The organism is Ramlibacter sp. (assembly GCF_041916345.1).
In the GTDB taxonomy this organism is placed as follows: domain Bacteria; phylum Pseudomonadota; class Gammaproteobacteria; order Burkholderiales; family Burkholderiaceae_C; genus Ramlibacter.
The window spans coordinates 1-15,437 of the sequence record NZ_JAYRZR010000003.1; the positions used below are offsets into that span (position 1 = coordinate 1).

The 15,437-nt window shown below is 72.3% G+C and carries 13 protein-coding genes; 6 read left to right on the plus strand and 7 right to left on the minus strand.

Annotation, left to right across the window (positions count from 1 at the left end; all coding sequences use genetic code 11):
* Positions 1-17 precede the first annotated feature (17 nt).
* Both ACE3T5_RS01235 and ACE3T5_RS01240 read right to left on the minus strand, forming a co-directional pair.
* Complete coding sequence (locus tag ACE3T5_RS01235) at positions 18-560, minus strand: TRAP transporter small permease (RefSeq protein WP_374663584.1); 543 nt, start codon at positions 558-560, stop codon at positions 18-20.
* Between the two features lie 194 nt (positions 561-754).
* The gene (locus tag ACE3T5_RS01240) at positions 755-1,501 is read right to left on the minus strand and encodes a FadR/GntR family transcriptional regulator (protein WP_374663586.1); all 747 of its coding nucleotides are present in this window, start codon (positions 1,499-1,501) and stop codon (positions 755-757) included.
* Between the two features lie 68 nt (positions 1,502-1,569).
* Between ACE3T5_RS01240 and ACE3T5_RS01245 the strand changes: the two genes are divergently transcribed.
* Genes ACE3T5_RS01245 through ACE3T5_RS01265 form a run of 5 tightly spaced genes read left to right on the plus strand, consistent with a single transcriptional unit; the run spans position 1,570 to position 6,638 of the window.
* The gene (locus ACE3T5_RS01245; protein WP_374663588.1) at positions 1,570-3,303 is read left to right on the plus strand and encodes an IlvD/Edd family dehydratase; all 1,734 of its coding nucleotides are present in this window, start codon (positions 1,570-1,572) and stop codon (positions 3,301-3,303) included.
* Positions 3,304-3,310: 7 nt separating this feature from the next.
* Positions 3,311-4,237, plus strand: coding sequence for a sugar kinase (locus ACE3T5_RS01250; RefSeq protein ID WP_374663590.1), 927 nt, complete (start codon positions 3,311-3,313; stop codon positions 4,235-4,237).
* A 55-nt stretch (positions 4,238-4,292) separates the two neighbouring features.
* The gene (locus tag ACE3T5_RS01255) at positions 4,293-5,180 is read left to right on the plus strand and encodes a 2-dehydro-3-deoxygalactonokinase (RefSeq protein ID WP_374663592.1); all 888 of its coding nucleotides are present in this window, start codon (positions 4,293-4,295) and stop codon (positions 5,178-5,180) included.
* Between the two features lie 4 nt (positions 5,181-5,184).
* The gene (locus ACE3T5_RS01260) at positions 5,185-5,841 is read left to right on the plus strand and encodes a 2-dehydro-3-deoxy-6-phosphogalactonate aldolase (protein ID WP_374663594.1); all 657 of its coding nucleotides are present in this window, start codon (positions 5,185-5,187) and stop codon (positions 5,839-5,841) included.
* Entirely contained in the window at positions 5,838-6,638 is an 801-nt protein-coding gene (locus ACE3T5_RS01265; RefSeq protein ID WP_374663596.1) for an SDR family NAD(P)-dependent oxidoreductase, read from the plus strand. The genes ACE3T5_RS01260 and ACE3T5_RS01265 overlap by 4 nt, the downstream gene beginning before the upstream one ends.
* A gap of 21 nt (positions 6,639-6,659) precedes the next feature.
* Here the strand turns inward: ACE3T5_RS01265 and ACE3T5_RS01270 are convergent, their stop codons facing one another.
* From ACE3T5_RS01270 to ACE3T5_RS01280, 3 genes are all read right to left on the minus strand, one after another.
* Complete coding sequence (locus tag ACE3T5_RS01270; protein WP_374663598.1) at positions 6,660-7,451, minus strand: DnaJ domain-containing protein; 792 nt, start codon at positions 7,449-7,451, stop codon at positions 6,660-6,662.
* Positions 7,452-7,564: 113 nt separating this feature from the next.
* Positions 7,565-8,794, minus strand: coding sequence for an MFS transporter (locus ACE3T5_RS01275; protein ID WP_374663600.1), 1,230 nt, complete (start codon positions 8,792-8,794; stop codon positions 7,565-7,567).
* On the minus strand, positions 8,787-9,242 hold the full coding sequence (locus ACE3T5_RS01280; protein WP_374663602.1) for a MarR family winged helix-turn-helix transcriptional regulator: 456 nt from the start codon (positions 9,240-9,242) through the stop codon (positions 8,787-8,789). Before ACE3T5_RS01280 ends, ACE3T5_RS01275 begins: the two co-directional genes overlap by 8 nt.
* Positions 9,243-9,316: 74 nt before the next feature.
* Here ACE3T5_RS01280 and ACE3T5_RS01285 point away from each other — a divergent pair, with 74 nt between their 5' ends.
* Positions 9,317-9,880 (plus strand): PaaI family thioesterase, encoded by a 564-nt coding sequence (locus ACE3T5_RS01285; protein ID WP_374663605.1) that lies wholly within the window; start codon positions 9,317-9,319, stop codon positions 9,878-9,880.
* A gap of 24 nt (positions 9,881-9,904) precedes the next feature.
* Here the strand turns inward: ACE3T5_RS01285 and ACE3T5_RS01290 are convergent, their stop codons facing one another.
* Positions 9,905-13,660 carry a translocation/assembly module TamB domain-containing protein gene (locus ACE3T5_RS01290; RefSeq protein WP_374663607.1) on the minus strand — a complete coding sequence of 1,252 codons (3,756 nt, stop codon included), beginning with the start codon at positions 13,658-13,660 and terminating at the stop codon, positions 9,905-9,907.
* Positions 13,660-15,429, minus strand: coding sequence for an autotransporter assembly complex family protein (locus ACE3T5_RS01295; protein WP_374663610.1), 1,770 nt, complete (start codon positions 15,427-15,429; stop codon positions 13,660-13,662). The genes ACE3T5_RS01290 and ACE3T5_RS01295 overlap by 1 nt, the downstream gene beginning before the upstream one ends.
* Positions 15,430-15,437: the final 8 nt, after the last annotated feature.

The window sequence follows — 15,437 nt, forward strand, 5'->3', positions numbered from 1 at the left end:
CACGAACACGGTCACGGTCACGGGCGCGCTCCCTGGCCGGCGGCCTCATGCGGCAGATCCTCGGATTCGACGACCTGCACCAGTTCGTCTTCCGAGAGCTGGCCGGTGCACAGGCGCCACAGCACCGAGAGGTTGAACAGCGCCATCACCACCGCCACCACGTAGCCGATGCCGTAGACCCAGATCATGGAGATGCCCACCACCGGCGAGACGTTGGTGACCTGCAGGCCATGCATCTTCCAGGTGCCGACCAGGAACAGCACGTTCACGAACAGCATGAGCGACTCGCTCAGGAACAGGCAGGCCTGCTTGCCCACGCGCGGCAGGTGCTTGACCAGCGTGTCCACGCCCAGGTGCCCGCGCTCGCGCATGGCGATCATCGCGCCGATGTAGGTGAGCCAGATGAAGCAGTAGCGCGACATCTCCTCGGAAATCAGGATGCCGCTGTTGAACCCGTAGCGCAGCACCACGTTGCCGAACACCATGAACACCATGGCCACCAGGCAGGCGACCACCAGGAACTCCAGCCCCTTGAAGAACCAGTCGATGGCGCGGTTCATGCCATCCCCCCGTCATTCCCGCGCAGGCGGGAATCCCTCACCCCGTCATTCCCGCGCAGGCGGGAATTCCTCGCCCCGTCATTCCCGCACAGGCGGGAATCCAGGAGGTGGTCGCCAGCAAAAACCTCCTGGGTCCCCGCCTTCGCGGGGACGACGGGAGCCGGCATGGGCACGGTGGGTCTCATGCAGGGTTCTCAGGCAGCCCGCAGCAGCGGCGCGGGCGTATCCAGGTTGGGCAGGCGGCGGCGGCTGGCGAGCACCGTCTCGATGTCTTCGCGGGCACCGTCGATCAGCACCAGGATGGCACGCTCGGCGCGGGTGGGCTCCTTCGCGATCACGGCGTCGAGCACCGCACGGTGCAGGGGCAGCGAGTTCTTCGGGCCGTCCTTGCGGGTGGTGGAGATCTCGAAGCTGGTGCGCAGCAGCGCCGAGAGCGCCTTGCTCATCTGCACCACCATGCGGTTGTGGCTGGCGCCCAGCAGGCCCTGGTGGAAGCGCAGGTCGTGCTTCACGTAGTCACCGCCGTGCTCCACTGCCTGCTTCATGCCGGCGAAGGCCTCCTCGATGCCGGCGATGTCGGCCGCGGTGGCGCGCTCCGCGGCCATGCGCACGGCGGCGGGCTCGACCACGCGGCGCAGTTCCTGCAGGTCACGCAGGAACTCGCGCGTGAGACCGACCTTGGACTGCCACACGATCACATCGGGGTCGAACCAGTTCCACTGCTCGGCGGGCAGCACGCGAGTGCCCACCTTGGGGCCGGTGGAGATCAGCCCCTTGGCGACCAGCGACTTCACCGCCTCGCGCACGACGGTGCGGCTCACGCCCAGCTCGTCGCACAGCGCGGGCTCGGGCGGGATGCTGCTGCCAGCCGGCCAGCGGCCGCCCACGATGGCCGCGCCGAGCAGGTCGAGCGTGTTGCCGTGGACGTTCTTGATGGTCATGGTTTCTACCGAAGGGGCGGCGGCAATGGTATGACGATAATATGAAAGCAACTTTCCGGATTAACCCTATGACCCCGCCCCGCAAGAAACCCGAGGACCTTCGATCTCAGCAGTGGTTCGGCCGCCAGGACCGCGATGGCTTCGCCTACCGCAGCTGGGTCAAGGGCAAGGGCGTGCCGCACGATCAGTTCGACGGCCGCCCCGTCATCGGCATCTGCAACACCTTCAGCGAGCTCACGCCCTGCAACTCGCACTTCCGCACCCTGGCCGAGCAGGTGAAGATCGGCGTGTACGAGGCCGGCGGCTTCCCGCTCGAGTTCCCGGTGATGTCGCTGGGCGAGACGCTGCTGCGCCCCACCGCCATGCTGTACCGCAACCTCGCGTCGATGGACGTGGAGGAGTCGATCCGCGGCAACCCCATCGACGGCGTGGTACTGCTCATGGGCTGCGACAAGACCACGCCCTCGCTGCTGATGGGCGCGTCCAGTGCGGGCCTGCCCACCATCGGCGTCTCGGGCGGGCCCATGCTCAATGGCAAGTGGCGCGGCCAGGAGCTGGGCAGCGGCACCGGCGTGTGGAGCATGAGCGAGCAGGTGCGCGCCGGCACGCTGAAGCTGCAGGATTTCTTCGAGGCCGAGAGCTGCATGCACCGCAGCCACGGCCACTGCATGACCATGGGAACCGCCTCCACGATGGCGTCGATGGTGGAAGCGCTGGGTATCGGCCTGCCGGGCAACGCCGCCTACCCCGCCGTCGATGGCCGCCGCAACGTGCTGGCGCGCAGCGCCGGCCGGCGCATCGTGGAGATGGTGCACACCGACCAGACCATCACGAAGGTGCTCACGCGTGAAGCCTTCGAGAACGCGATCCGCACGCTGGCCGCCATCGGCGGCAGCACCAACGCGGTGATCCACCTCATCGCCATCGCCGGCCGCCTGGGCCTGAAGCTCACGGTGGACGACTTCGAGCGCCTGGGCAGCGAGATGCCCTGCCTGGTGAACCTGCAGCCTTCGGGCCAGCACCTGATGGAGGACTTCTGCTACGCCGGCGGCCTGCCGGTGGTCATGAAGGAGATCCAGCATCTGCTGCACCGGGACATCGTCACCGTGAGCGGCAAGACCGTGGCGGAGAACATCGCCGACGCGCAGAACTTCGACCCGCGCGTCATCAAGTCGTTCGACGCGCCCTTCAAGGAGAAGGCGGGCATCGCCATCCTGCGCGGCAACCTGGCGCCGCGCGGCGCGGTGATCAAACCGAGCGCGGCCACGCCGGAACTGATGGTGCACACCGGCCGCGCCGTGGTGTTCGAGGACAGCAACGACTTCCACCGCCGCATCGACGACGAGAACCTGGACGTGGACGAGACCTGCATCCTGGTGCTCAAGAACTGCGGCCCCAAGGGCTACCCGGGCATGGCGGAGGTGGGCAACATGCCGCTGCCGCCCAAGGTGCTGCGCAAGGGCATCACGGACATGGTGCGCATCAGCGATGCGCGCATGAGCGGCACGGCCTATGGCACGGTGGTGCTGCACACCGCGCCGGAGGCGGCGGCCGGCGGGCCGCTGGCCATCGTGAAGAATGGCGACATGATCGAACTGGATGTGCCGGCGCGCCGCCTGCAGCTGCTCATCAGCGACGAGGAATTGAAGGTCCGCATGGCCGAGTGGAAGGCGCCGCCGCCCGCGCTGTCGTCCGGCTACTGGAAGCTGTACATCGACCACGTGCTGCAGGCCGACGAGGGCGCGGACCTCGACTTCCTGGTCGGGCAGCGCGGGGCCTTCGTGCCGAAGGACAATCATTGAGGGTGTCATGCCCCCACGAATCGACATCGTCGCCCTGGGTGAAGCCATGGTGGAGTTCAACCAGGTCCGCCCTGGAGAGGCCACCTGGCTGCAGGGCTTCGGCGGCGACACCAGCAACGCGGTGATCGCCGCCGCGCGTGCGGGCGCCCGCACCGCCTACCTCACGCGCGTCGGCGACGACTCGTTCGGCCGCATGCTGCTGGACCTGTGGGCGCGCGAAAGCGTGGACACCACGGCCGTGGAGGGGGTGGCCGGCGGCGAGACCGGTCTCTACTTCGTGAGCCATGGCCCCGACGGCCACGCCTTCAGCTACCGCCGCGCCGGCTCCGCCGCGGCACGCATGACGCCGGCGTGGCTGGCCGGCGCGCCCCTGGCGATGCTGCGAGCCAGCCGCTGGCTGCATGTCTCCGGCATCTCCATGGCCATCTCCCCCTCGGCCTGCCAGACCACGCTGGCCGCGATGCGCGCGGCGCGCGAGGCGGGCGTGCAGGTCGCCTTCGACTCCAACCTGCGGCTCAAGCTGTGGTCACGCGAGGAGGCGGCAGCGGCGTATGACCAGGCCTTGCCATTCACCGACCTGTTTCTGCCCAGCCTGGACGACATGACGGCCCTGTGCGGCCTCACCGACGCGGAGGCCGTCGCCAACTGGGCGCACGCGCGCGGCGCCCGCCAGGTGGTGGTGAAGCTGGGCGACCGCGGCGCACTCGTGAGCGACGGGAACCAACGGCATCGGCTCGATGCTCTGCCCGCCACCGTGGTGGATGCCACCGGCGCCGGCGACTGCTTCGCCGGCAACTTGCTGGCGCGTCTCGTGGCCGGCGATGAGCTGCTGGCCGCCGCGCGCTATGCCAATGCCGCCGCGTCGCTGGCCGTGCAAGGCTATGGCGCCGTCGCGCCCCTGCCGCGGCCCGATGCCGTGCGGGCGCTGCTATGAGGCTCGCCGCCATCTCCTGGATGCCCGCCTGCGCGGGCATGACGGGGGGTGTTCCATGAAACCCCTCATCGCCATCGACTGGGGGACCTCCTCGCTGCGCGCGGCACGCCTCGCGGCGGATGGATCGGTGATCGAGGAACGCACCAGCGACCGCGGCATCCTCACGGTGCCGCCGGGTGGCTTTCCCGCTGTGCTGGCGCAGATCGCGGGAGACTGGCTGGCGGCGCCGGAGGCCCTGTGCCTGGTGAGCGGCATGGCCGGCAGCCGGCAAGGCTGGCAGGAGGCGCCGTACGCGCCCTGCCCGGCCGGCTTCGACGAGATCGCGCGCGCCTTGACCTGGGTGGACCCGGGCCGCGTGGCGCTCGTGCCCGGCCTCTCCTGCGAGCACGACGGCGTGCCCGACGTGATGCGCGGCGAAGAGGTGCAGGTCTTCGGTGCCCTCGCGCTGCAAGGCGCGTCCGAAGGCCTGTTCGTGCTGCCCGGCACGCACAGCAAGTGGGTGCGCGTGCAAGGCGGCCGCGTGACCACCTTCGCCACCTGCATGTCCGGAGAGTTCTACGCCCTGCTGCGCACGCATTCCATCCTCTCTCGCACCCTGCCCGCAGACGACGGCGCGCTCGATGCCGATGCCTTCCTGCGCGGCGTGCGCCACGCGCGCACTGCCGGCAGCCTGCTCGCCAGCGCCTTCAGCGTCCGCACGCTGGCCCTGTTCGATGCCGTGCCCGCCGCGGCGCAACCCAGCTATCTCTCCGGACTGGTGATCGGTGAGGAACTGCGGGTGCACGCCCACGCCGGCTTGCCGGTCACGCTGGTCGGCAGCGCCGCGCTCACCGAACGCTACGCCCTGGCCCTGGCCGACTGCGGCATCGCCACACGCTGCTTCGGTGCCGAGGCCACGTGGCGCGGCCTGTGGGCCCTGGCCCGCTCGCTGCAACCCCCTTGATGACATGACGACTCCCCTTCTCTCCGCCCCCGCCGATGCCTGGCGCGCCGCGCTGCGCCAACTTCCGCTCGTCGCCATCCTGCGCGGCCTGACGCCGGACGAGGCCGAGCCCGTGGGCGCCGCGCTGGTGGCAGCCGGCTGGTCGCTGATCGAGGTGCCGCTGAACTCGCCGCAGCCGATGGAAAGCATCGCCCGGCTCGCCCGGGCCTTTCCGCAGGCCCTGGTGGGCGCGGGCACCGTCCGCACCGTCGATGAGGTGCGGGCGGTGCAAGCTGCGGGCGGCCGGCTCATTGTGTCGCCGCATGCCGACCTCGTGATCGTGCGCGAGACGGTTCGCCTCGGCCTGGTCTCGGTACCGGGCGTGGCCACGCCGACCGAGGCTTTTGCCGCGCTCGACGCCGGCGCCACTGCGCTCAAGCTGTTCCCGGCCGAGATGATCCCGCCCGCTGCCGTGAAGGCCCTGCGCGCGGTGCTGCCCAGGGATGCGGCGCTGCTGCCCGTAGGCGGTATCGGCACGGACAACATGGCCGCCTATCGCGCCGCCGGCGCCAGCGGCTTCGGCATCGGCTCCGCCCTGTACAAGCCGGGGCGCGCCGCGGCCGAAGTGGCCGTGCAGGCCCGTGCCTTCGCCCAGGCGTGGGCGGGTACGATCCGTGCATGAGCCATCCTGCCCAACGAACCCCCGCATCCGCCCCCATCTCCTTCGGCCTCGCCGGCCGCGTTTGCATCGTCACCGGTGGCGCGCAAGGCATCGGCGAAGCCTGCGCCCGCCGCTTCGCGCGCGACGACGCGCAGGTCGTCATCGCCGACCTCGACGAAGCGCGCGGCCAGGCCCTGGCCCAGGAACTGGGCGGCCTGTTCGTGCGCTGCGACGTGGGCGACAGGGCCCAGGTGGAGGCGCTGGTGGCCGCCACGCTGCAGCGCCACGGCCGCATCGACGTGCTGGTGAACAACGCCGGCATCTTCCGCGCGGCGGACTTCCTGGAGGTGACCGAGGCTGACTTCGACGCCGTGCTGCGCGTCAACCTCAAGGGCGCCTTCCTCACGGGCCAGGCCGTGGCCCGCGAGATGGCGCGCGCGGGCCGTGGTGCCATCGTCAACATGAGCTCGGTCAACGGCACGCTCGCCATTCCCACCATTGCCAGCTACAACGTCAGCAAGGGCGGCATCAACCAGCTCACGCGGGTGATGGCACTGGCGCTGGCCGAGAAGGGCATCCGCGTGAATGCCGTGGCGCCCGGCACCATCGCCACCGAGCTGGCCGCCAAGGCGGTGCTCACCAGCGAAGAGGCCAAGCTGCGCATCATGAGCCGCACGCCCATGAAGCGCCTGGGCGAGCCCGGCGAGGTGGCCGACGCCGTGGCCTGGCTCGCCAGTGACGCCGCCAGCTACGTGACCGGTGAGATCGTGGTGGTGGACGGCGGACGGATGACGCTGAACTACACCATGCCGGTGTAGTTCAGCCGCGCGGCGCGGGCATCAGCAATCAGGCCGGCCGTACTGCTGCATGCAGATCTCGCGCAGGCGGCGCTTGTCCGCCTCCAGGCGCATGCGCGCCTCCATCGCTGCGCGACGCTCGTCGGCCTCACGCTGGGCCTGCGCGCGCTGCTCGGCATACTGCTTCTGGCGTTGCGCGGACTCTTCGGCCAGCAGCTTGCGGCGCTCGTCAGCGGCACGCTGGCTCTCGATCTGCCGCGTCTCGTAGGTGACGCGCGCCGCGGCCTGCCGGCTCTCGTAGGCGGCACGCCGCTCCGCCGCCTCCGCCTGGGCGCGTTCGCGGTCTTCGCGGCTGGCCTGCGCCGCTTCCTCCTGCCGGCGCCGCTCGGCCTCAGCGGCCTCCTGCTGGCGCATCATCGCCTCCTGCGCGGCCATCTCGCGCCGGGCCTCGGCATTGCGTGAGCTGACCCAGAGGCCCGCGCCCAGCACCAGCGCCAGGACCATGGCGCCCGCGGCGATCGGCTTCGCGTGGCGGGACAGTCCTTCCATCGGTTCACGCTCCACCACCACCACGGGGACCGTGCGGCCGCTGATGGCGGGGTCGATGCGCGTCACCGCCGTGGCGGAAGCCAGCTTGCGATCATGCGCGGCACGCATCTCCGGATCGCGCAGCACGCGGTAGGCTTCGCGGACCTCGGTGAACCGGGCCAGGGCGCTCTCATCCTTGACCAGCCGCTCCTTGGGATACAGCAGCTGGGCCCTCTCGAACGCGATCTCGATGTCTTCCGGACTGGCATTGCCGGGCACCCCCAGCACCAGATAGGCCGATCGCATGCAGTGCCCTCCCGTTGAGGCGGCGCCAGCCGATCCGGCAGCCGCGCAGACGGGCTCGCCCGTCGGTTTGCGGCCAGTATACGCAGCCCGACCGTGGGGCGGTATCGCGCCCGTCAGGCCGTCGCCGGCCGCAGCAGCGGCTCGCGGATGGGCAGGTGGATCAGGGCGGCGGCCACGGCCAGCACCACGTCGATGTACCAGACCCAGTCGAAGCTGCCGGTGGCCTCGAACACGCGGCCACCGAGCCACGCGCCGAGGAAGCCGCCCACCTGGTGCGAGAGCATCACCAGGCCGAACAGCGTGGCCATGTGGGCGGGGCCGAAGAAGCGGGCCACCAGGCCGGCCGTCGGCGGCACGGTGGAGAGGAAGGTCAGCCCCATGAAGGCGGCGAACACCAGCACCACCGGCCCGGTCTTGGGCGCCGCCAGGAACAGCAGCACGGCCACCGCGCGCGCCGCGTACACCAGCGACAGCAGCGACTTCATGCGCCAGCGGCCCACGGCCCAGCCCATCGCCACGCTGCCGATGATGTTGAACAGGCCCAGCACCGCGATGGCCCAGCCGGACCATTGCGTCGGCAGGCCGCAGGCCGCCACCACGCCGGGCAGGTGCGTGGCGAGGAATGCGACGTGGAAGCCGCAGACGAAGAAGCCCGCGCCCAGCAGCAGGTAGCTGCGGTGACCCAGTGCCTGCCGGATGGCGGCGCGCGTGCCCATGGGCTTCTGTCCGGCCGGTGCCGCGGCGGCGGCGGCCGCGAGCGAATTGCCGCGCAGCACCCAGGCGGCCGGCAAGGCCAGCAGCACGAGCACCGCCAGCACCTGCAAGGCGGAGGCCCAGCCTATGCCCACGATCAGGGCTGCGGCGATGGGCGCAGTGATGAACTGGCCGAAGGATCCGCCCGCGTTGACGATGCCGGCCGCCAGGCCGCGGCGCTCGGGCGCGACCATGCGGTTCGCCGCCGCCATCAGCACCGCGGGGCCCGCCATGCCGGCCCCGCCCGCGGCGAGCACCCCGATGGCCAGTACCAGCCCCCAGGTCGTGGTCATGTAGGGCGTGATGAAGGTGCCGATGGCGACCAGCACGATACCGGTCACCAGCACGCGGCCGGCGCCCACGCGGTCGGCCAGCATGCCGGCAAACGGCTGCGTGAGCCCCCACCAGAGTTGCCCGAAGGCGAAGGCGAGACTGATGGCCGAGACGCCCAGGCCGGTGGCGGTGTTCAGCGGCGAGACGAACAGGCCCATGGACTGGCGGCTGCCCATGGTGAGGGCAAAGGCCCCGCCCGCGGCCAGCACGACCAGCCAGAAGAGGGGGCGTGCGTCGACGCGGGCGGGTTCAGTCATGCAGTTCTCCATCGGGCAGGTCCGCCAGCAAGTCCTGGCATTCGTCCAGCAGCGCATGCAGCGCGACCACGCGGGCCGGCCCCAGGCGGGCATTCAGGGCCTCCTGAGCCACGCGCCAGCGGCGCTGCGCCTCCTGCCGCTTCTCGCGGCCGGCCTCGGTGACCGTGACGAGGCGGCTGCGCGCATCGGGGCCTGCATCCTGCTGCAGCAGGCCGGCCTCGATGAGCGGCCGCAGGTTGCGGGTGAGCGTGGAGGGCTCCACCTTCATCGCCCGCGCCAGGTCCACCGGCCGGATGGGCCCGAGCTTCGCCACGTAGGAGAGCAGCGAGTACTGCGTGCCGCGCAGGCCGGTCTTGCCGACCTCGGCGTCGTAGAGCTGCGCCACGCGGCGCATGAGCTGGCGCAGCTTGAGGTTGGTGCAGCCCTGCGGCTTGACAGCGGTGTCCATTCCGATTATTGTATCTGCAATCATTGCATATGCAACCCTCAATGACCCCGTCGAACGAACCCGTCATGAACACGATGATCGAAACGAAAGCCGCCAACCCGGCAGACGCCGACCCGCTGCAGGCCTGGCTGGCCGCCGAGCGCGAGGTGACCGCAAGGCTCACGGGCGGCGCCGGCCCCGGTGTCGCCCGGCGCGAGCAGGTGGCCGGCATGAGCGGCCTGGAGGTGATGCAGGCCATGCTGCGGGGCGAGCTGCCCTACGCCCCCATCGCGCGCACGCTGGACTTCCAGCTCATCGAGGTCGAGAAGGGCCGCGCGCTGTTCCAGGGCACACCCGGCCCGGGCCACCTCAACCCGCTGGGCACGGTGCATGGCGGCTGGTACGCCACCCTGCTCGATTCCGCGCTCGGCTGCGCGGTGCACACCTGCATGCCTGTCGGCCGTGCCTACACCACGGCCGAACTGAGCGTGAACCTCGTGCGCGCCATCCCGCTGAACCTGGCGCGCGTGCGGGCCGAAGGCAAGGTCATCCACTGCGGCCGCCAGCTCGCCACCGCCGACGCGCGCCTGTACGGGCCCGACGGCACGCTGTTCGCCCACGCCACCACCACCTGCCTGGTGTTCGAGCTGCGCGGTTGAGGCCTCGCCCCGCGCGGGCAGTCTTCAATCGGTGAAGGTAAAGATCAGGTCCACGCCGGATCGCTCGCCCGCCTCGCCGCGCAACGTGATGCGGCGCGTGAGGTCATAGAACACGCGCAGCGTGCCGGTGGCGCCATTGAGGCTGCTCTCGTACGCCGCATAGAAGTTGTCGGCGAAACGCTTGCCCACGCGCACCACCGTGCCGCCCGCGCCTTCGCCGCCCACCGACAGATCGTCGATGCCCAGCGCGCCGGCCAGGCCGCGGCCGCCACCGCGCCCGGCCAGCAGCGCCGCGGCGGCCCGCTGCAGCAGCGCGGCCTCGGCGCCGCCGCCGGCGGACGAGCGGCCCAGCACCAGCCACGAGAGCGTCTCGGCATCCGACAGGCCGCCTTCCGAGTACAGCGCCACGCGCGGCGCCTGCGCCCAGCCGGTGATACGCACGCCCACGCGCTGGTCGATGTGCGGGCGGATCGCCAGCACGTCCAGCGCCGGGTTGTCGGCCTGCCCCTCGAAGCGCAGCTCGCCACGCTGGATCGTCATGCGCTGGCCATAGCCCAGGTAGGTGCCGCCCTCGGTGCGCACCTCGCCCGTCACGCGCGGCTGCGCGAGCGAGCGGCCCTCCACCTTCAGCTGGCCGGCCAGCCGTGTGTCCAGGCCATGCCCGGCCACGCGGAAGTCCGGCCCCAGGTCCACGGTTACCGCCAGGCGCGTCGCCAGGCCGCCCTCTTCTGGCGGTGGACGCGCGCGCCGTTGCGCCAGCGTGGCCGGCAGGCCCGGCGCGCCGCGCACGATCACGTCTTCGCCCAGGCGCGGCGCGGCCTCGTCGGGCAGCGCGATGCGTGCGCGGTCCACCACCAGCGCGCCGTCCAGACGCAGGCCTTCGCGATCCAGCACGGCCGTCAGCGGGCCGGACACGGTGAGCTGCCGGTCCTCGCGCAGGCTGGCCCGCAGCCGCTGGGCGCTCGCCGTGGCGGCGAGCCGCAGGCCTTGCGGCGTCCAGCCGGCCTCGCCTTGCGCGCGCACCAGGCCGCCTTCCTCGCCCGCGCCACGCAGCACGAACTCGCTCACCACCAGCCGCCGCCCGGCGAACGACGCCCGCAGGAGGCCATGGCGCAGCTCCACGCCATCCACCACCGAGCGCAGTGACAGGGCATCGGCATTCAAGGTGCCGGCGACCTGGGGCTCGGCTCGCGTGCCACTCACGGTGAGATCGGCTTCGGCGCTGCCGCGCAGCCGCCAGCCAGGTGGCGCCAGCACCGACCACACACCCAGGCGTGGCAGCCGCGCCTGGGCGCGGCCGTCCAGCGCGGCCTGCGCGGGCCACGACCACTCGCCGTGCTCGTCACGCTGCAGCTGCGTGCGCACGCGGCCTTCAACGCGGCCGGCACGCTCGCTGTCCCACAGCACCGCCAGCTCCACCTGCTGGGCCTGCGCGGTGAGGGACAGGCGCGCCGTTCGCAGCCCGGCGGCCACGCGCGTGGCAGCACCCTCCCCGGCATCGGCCTGCAAGTTCAGGTCACCCCGTGCGCGTTCCAGCTCGGCCTGCAGGCGCAGCTCGCGGCCGAAGCGCGCGTCCCAGCGCGCGTCGAACACCAGGTCGCCACTCACGCCAAGGCCACTGCCGGCGGCCGCCCCCAGGCTTTCGAGCCAGGCGAGGGGCAGACCGGTGATGCGGCCCTGGGTCTGCACCTCGCCACGAGCCACACGCAGGGGTGCCCACGTGATGCGCGCATCCGAGTCCCCCGCAGGCGCCCGGGCGCGGGTCGGCGCGCCTAACGTGGCTTCTCCCGCCTCGAAGGTGAAGTCGTCGGGCGCCGCGCGCCACGCCACCGCGCTGGCCATGGCGAGACGCCACCAGCCCGCCGCCTCACTCTCGCGGGTCTGCAGCCGCAGTTCGTCGATGCGGCCCTGCGCCGACCAGGCGTTGTTCACCAGGCGGATGCCGACCTGGCCTCGGACTGCACCGCTCGCCTGGGCCGCCCCGCGCGATGCGCCGGCCTGCAAGGCCACTTGCACATCGGCCAGGCGGCCGTCCAGCTTCAGTTGCGCCGTCTCCAGCCGCCACGGCGGCGAGGATGGGTCGCCGGCCGCCTTCGCCGCGCGGACCGTCAAGCCGTTCACCCGCGCCTCACCCTCCACGCGGGGGTCCTGCCAGCCACCGCGCCAGTGGAACGCCGCCTCGCCACGCCCCTGCACCGCCCAGGCCGACACCGCGGCGTCGATCACGGGCAGCCGCGCTGCCCAGGCCTGGGCCCGGGCCAGATCGCTCGCCTGCAACGTCAGGCGCCCACCGCCCTGCTCACGCGCCAGGGCGCCGTCCGCCTGGGCCTGCAGGCCCGGCACGGTCATGCGCAGCCGGCCCTCGCCTGCCGCCTGCGCCACCCGCACCGTCAACTGGCCCTCCAGCAGCGCATCGGTGGCCTGCAGCCGCAGCGACTGCAGCGTCGCGGTATCGGCGGCCCACTGGCCGCGGGCCTGCGCGGCGCGCAGCGCGAGCCGGCCGCGCGCATCCGGCGCCGCGGGTGCGGTCAGGTCGATGTCGAAACCGATGCCCTCCTTCAGCCCTCGCAAGGCCACGCGGCCATCCACCGGGCTCGATGCCAGCGCGCCGTGAAGACCCGCCGGATCGATCGTCTGCACTCGGCCGTCAAAGGACCAGCCGCCTTGGGCCTGCCAGTCGCCCGTGCCGGTGACCTGGCCGGCGCCGAGCCGCGCATCCAGCGTGCGCACCAGGGCGCGGCCGTCCCGCCAATCGGCCTGCAGGCGCAGGCTGTCCAGCGGCAGCCGCCGCGTGTCCCAGGGGCCGGGCGCGGTATTGCGCAGCTGCGTATCCAGCGCCCAGGCACCGTCCGCAGTAGGCTGCACCGAGACTTCGCCTTCCAGTGCTGTCGTGGGCGCCGAGGGCCAGAGTAGCGCGAGGTTCACCGCGCGCAGCCTCGCCGATGCGGCAGGCAGAGGCTGGGCCTCGAAGGGCGTGACACGCGCGGTGAGCGTGGCGCGTGGGCCGGACGCCTCCACGCTGGTCAGCGACGCGTCGATCTCGATGGCGCGCAGCGTACCGCGCGCCTGTACCTGCAGGGCCATCGGCATCCGGCGTGCCGCGCTCGCGCCCTCCCCCGGCAACGGCGCCTGCCACTCGCCACGCAGCTGCGCCGTGAGCGTCTGCGTGCCCGCGGCCTCGATGCGCGCCTCGCCCTGGTACCGGCCCGCGGCAATCGAGAGCGACTGCAGGTCCAGCGCATGAGCCACGCCGTCATAGGCATAGCGGGCCACGAAGGCGCTGGCCTGCACGTCTGCCGGCCCTTGCACGCGCAGGGCGTCGATCGCCAGCCGGTCCACCCGCACCTGCACCGGCAAGGCCAGCGTGTCCGGCGCTCGCAGTGGGCCGGGCGTGGGCGGGCTCGTATCGCGCACCTGCAGATCGGCGAGGCGCAGATCCGTCACCACCAGCTGGCCCTGCAGCAGCGCCAACGGCTGCCAGCGCCATTGCACAGCCCTGGCCTGGACGGACAGTCCGTCGCGCGACCACACGAGCCGCTCCACACGCCCCCCTTCGCGCAGCGAGCCGCTCACGCCCTGCACCGGCAAGGGCTGCCCCTGCGCAGCACGCTGCAGGGCCCAGGCGAGCGATCCTTCCTGGCCGGACCACACCCACAGCGCGCCCAGCGCGAGCGCCACGAGCAAGAGCCCACCGGCGGCGGCCCACGCGAGGCCGCGCAGCACACGGCGCAGCATCGGGCGCCCGCGCGCGGGCTCGGCGACAGGCGGCACGTCGATCATCAGAACACGAACCCCGCATTGAAGTGCAGGCGCACGCGCCTCGGCTGCACGCCCCAGGCCAGCGCCACCTCCAGCAGGCCCACCGGGCTTTTCCAGCGCACGCCGCCCCCCACGCCCACCTTCGCCCGCAGGTCACCGGGCTCGTCGCCCACCGCACCGACGTCCACGAACAGGGCGCTCTCCAGCGCCGTGGGCAGGCCCTCGCGCCGCAGCGGGCGCTGCCACTCGGCGCTGCCCACCATCATCAGACGGCCGGGACCGACCTGCCCACCGGCCAGCGGCACGCCGATGTCCTGGTAGGCGTAGCCGCGTACCGAGGTGGCGCCACCGGTGCGAAAGAGCTGCGTGGCCGGGATGCGCGCCTCGCTGCGCGCGAACACCGCGGCCGCCTCGCCGCGCCACTGGATGCGGCCCTCCGCCAGCGGTTGATAGGCCAGTCCGCGCACCAGCGTGCGCTGGAAAGGCTCGCGGCGCGATCCGAAGGTGAGGCCGGCGCCGACCTCCGCGCCCAGGCCCCAGCCGCGCGTGGGCGCCTGCAGGTCATCGAACCAGCGGCCCGTCCAGGTGACGCCGGCGAACACGGCTGATCCATCGCCCGTCTCCACGTCGGTCAAGCGCAGCGCGGCGGGCTCACGGCTGCTGGCGCGATCCAGCTGGACGAAGAAGCCGCGGTCGAAGCGGTCCTCGGCGCGCGCGCGGCCGAGGCGCAGGCGCTGGGCCTGGGTGATGCGCTCGCCATCGTCCAGCTTCTCGGTGCGCCCGAGCAGCGTCCAGTGCCAGCCATTGGCCTCCGGCGGCGCGGTCAGATCCGCCTGCAGGAAGGGATTGCGCCGCTCCGCCTGCGCGCGCGTGATCGCTCGCCAGCCCAGCCAGGGCACGCGGTTGTGCGTGTGCTCGGCCGACAGGCGCGGCCCGCCGTCGGTGGTGAAGCCGATGCCCAGCACCCACTTGCGCAATGGGGACTCGCGCACGGTGGCCTGCACCACGGCGGCCTCGGGATCGGTCTGCGGATCCACGTGCAGGAAGGCGGAGTCGAACCAGCCGCTGGCCGCCAGGCGCGCCTGCGCGTCGAGCAGCCGCGCACGGTCGAACGGGCTGCCGGGCGGCAGGCGCGACAGCCGCTCCACGAGCTGGGGGTCGTACAGCGACATGCCAGCCACGCGCACCGGACCCAGCCGGTAGAGCGGGCCGGAGTCGATGCGCACGGCCAGGCGCGCAGTGCCGGCGGCGGCGTCCACATCGGCCTCGGTCGCAGCGATGCGGGCGGCCGGGTAGCGCCGGGCCAGAACGGCCTGCAGCGCCTGCATCTTGGCATCGTCCCATGCGGCCTGGGTGAACACGCGGCCGGCCGGCAGGGCCCAGCCCGCCACCACCGCCTCACGCTGCGCGATGGCATCGGCCTCGGCAGACTGGGCAAGGTCGCCCTCGAACGTGATGCGGACGTCGGTCACGCGGGCCGGCTCGCCCGGCTCCACCCGCACCAGCAGACGCGGCCGGGGCGTGGCCGCGCCAGCCGGCTCGCGCGTGATGGTGATCTTCGGCGCGAAGTGGCCCTGCGTGGCCAGCAGCTCGCGCGCATCACGGTCGGCCAGCGTGATCAGACGGGCGAGCTCGGCCTCGTCCAGGTCGGCCACCGCGCGGAAGCGGCCCAGCTCCAGGTGGCGGTCGAGCAGCTCGCGCAGCGGCTGCGGCGCCTGCACCACCAGATCGAAGGCCGGCCCCTCGGCCCGCGCCGCGCCGGCGAACAGCAGCAACGCCGACACGGCCATCGCCCGCA

Excerpts from the sequence above, each read along its gene's own strand:
- ACE3T5_RS01260 (WP_374663594.1), top strand. The coding sequence starts at position 5,185 with ATGACGACTCCCCTTCTCTCCGCCCCCGCCGATGCCTGGCGCGCCGCG.
- ACE3T5_RS01290 (WP_374663607.1), bottom strand. The coding sequence starts at position 13,660 with ATGATCGACGTGCCGCCTGTCGCCGAGCCCGCGCGCGGGCGCCCGATG.
- ACE3T5_RS01235 (WP_374663584.1), bottom strand. The coding sequence starts at position 560 with ATGAACCGCGCCATCGACTGGTTCTTCAAGGGGCTGGAGTTCCTGGTG.
- ACE3T5_RS01245 (WP_374663588.1), top strand. The coding sequence starts at position 1,570 with ATGACCCCGCCCCGCAAGAAACCCGAGGACCTTCGATCTCAGCAGTGG.
- ACE3T5_RS01275 (WP_374663600.1), bottom strand. The coding sequence starts at position 8,794 with ATGACTGAACCCGCCCGCGTCGACGCACGCCCCCTCTTCTGGCTGGTC.
- ACE3T5_RS01255 (WP_374663592.1), top strand. The coding sequence starts at position 4,293 with ATGAAACCCCTCATCGCCATCGACTGGGGGACCTCCTCGCTGCGCGCG.
- ACE3T5_RS01270 (WP_374663598.1), bottom strand. The coding sequence starts at position 7,451 with ATGCGATCGGCCTATCTGGTGCTGGGGGTGCCCGGCAATGCCAGTCCG.
- ACE3T5_RS01240 (WP_374663586.1), bottom strand. The coding sequence starts at position 1,501 with ATGACCATCAAGAACGTCCACGGCAACACGCTCGACCTGCTCGGCGCG.
- ACE3T5_RS01265 (WP_374663596.1), top strand. The coding sequence starts at position 5,838 with ATGAGCCATCCTGCCCAACGAACCCCCGCATCCGCCCCCATCTCCTTC.
- ACE3T5_RS01295 (WP_374663610.1), bottom strand. The coding sequence starts at position 15,429 with ATGGCCGTGTCGGCGTTGCTGCTGTTCGCCGGCGCGGCGCGGGCCGAG.
- ACE3T5_RS01280 (WP_374663602.1), bottom strand. The coding sequence starts at position 9,242 with ATGGACACCGCTGTCAAGCCGCAGGGCTGCACCAACCTCAAGCTGCGC.
- ACE3T5_RS01250 (WP_374663590.1), top strand. The coding sequence starts at position 3,311 with ATGCCCCCACGAATCGACATCGTCGCCCTGGGTGAAGCCATGGTGGAG.
- ACE3T5_RS01285 (WP_374663605.1), top strand. The coding sequence starts at position 9,317 with ATGATCGAAACGAAAGCCGCCAACCCGGCAGACGCCGACCCGCTGCAG.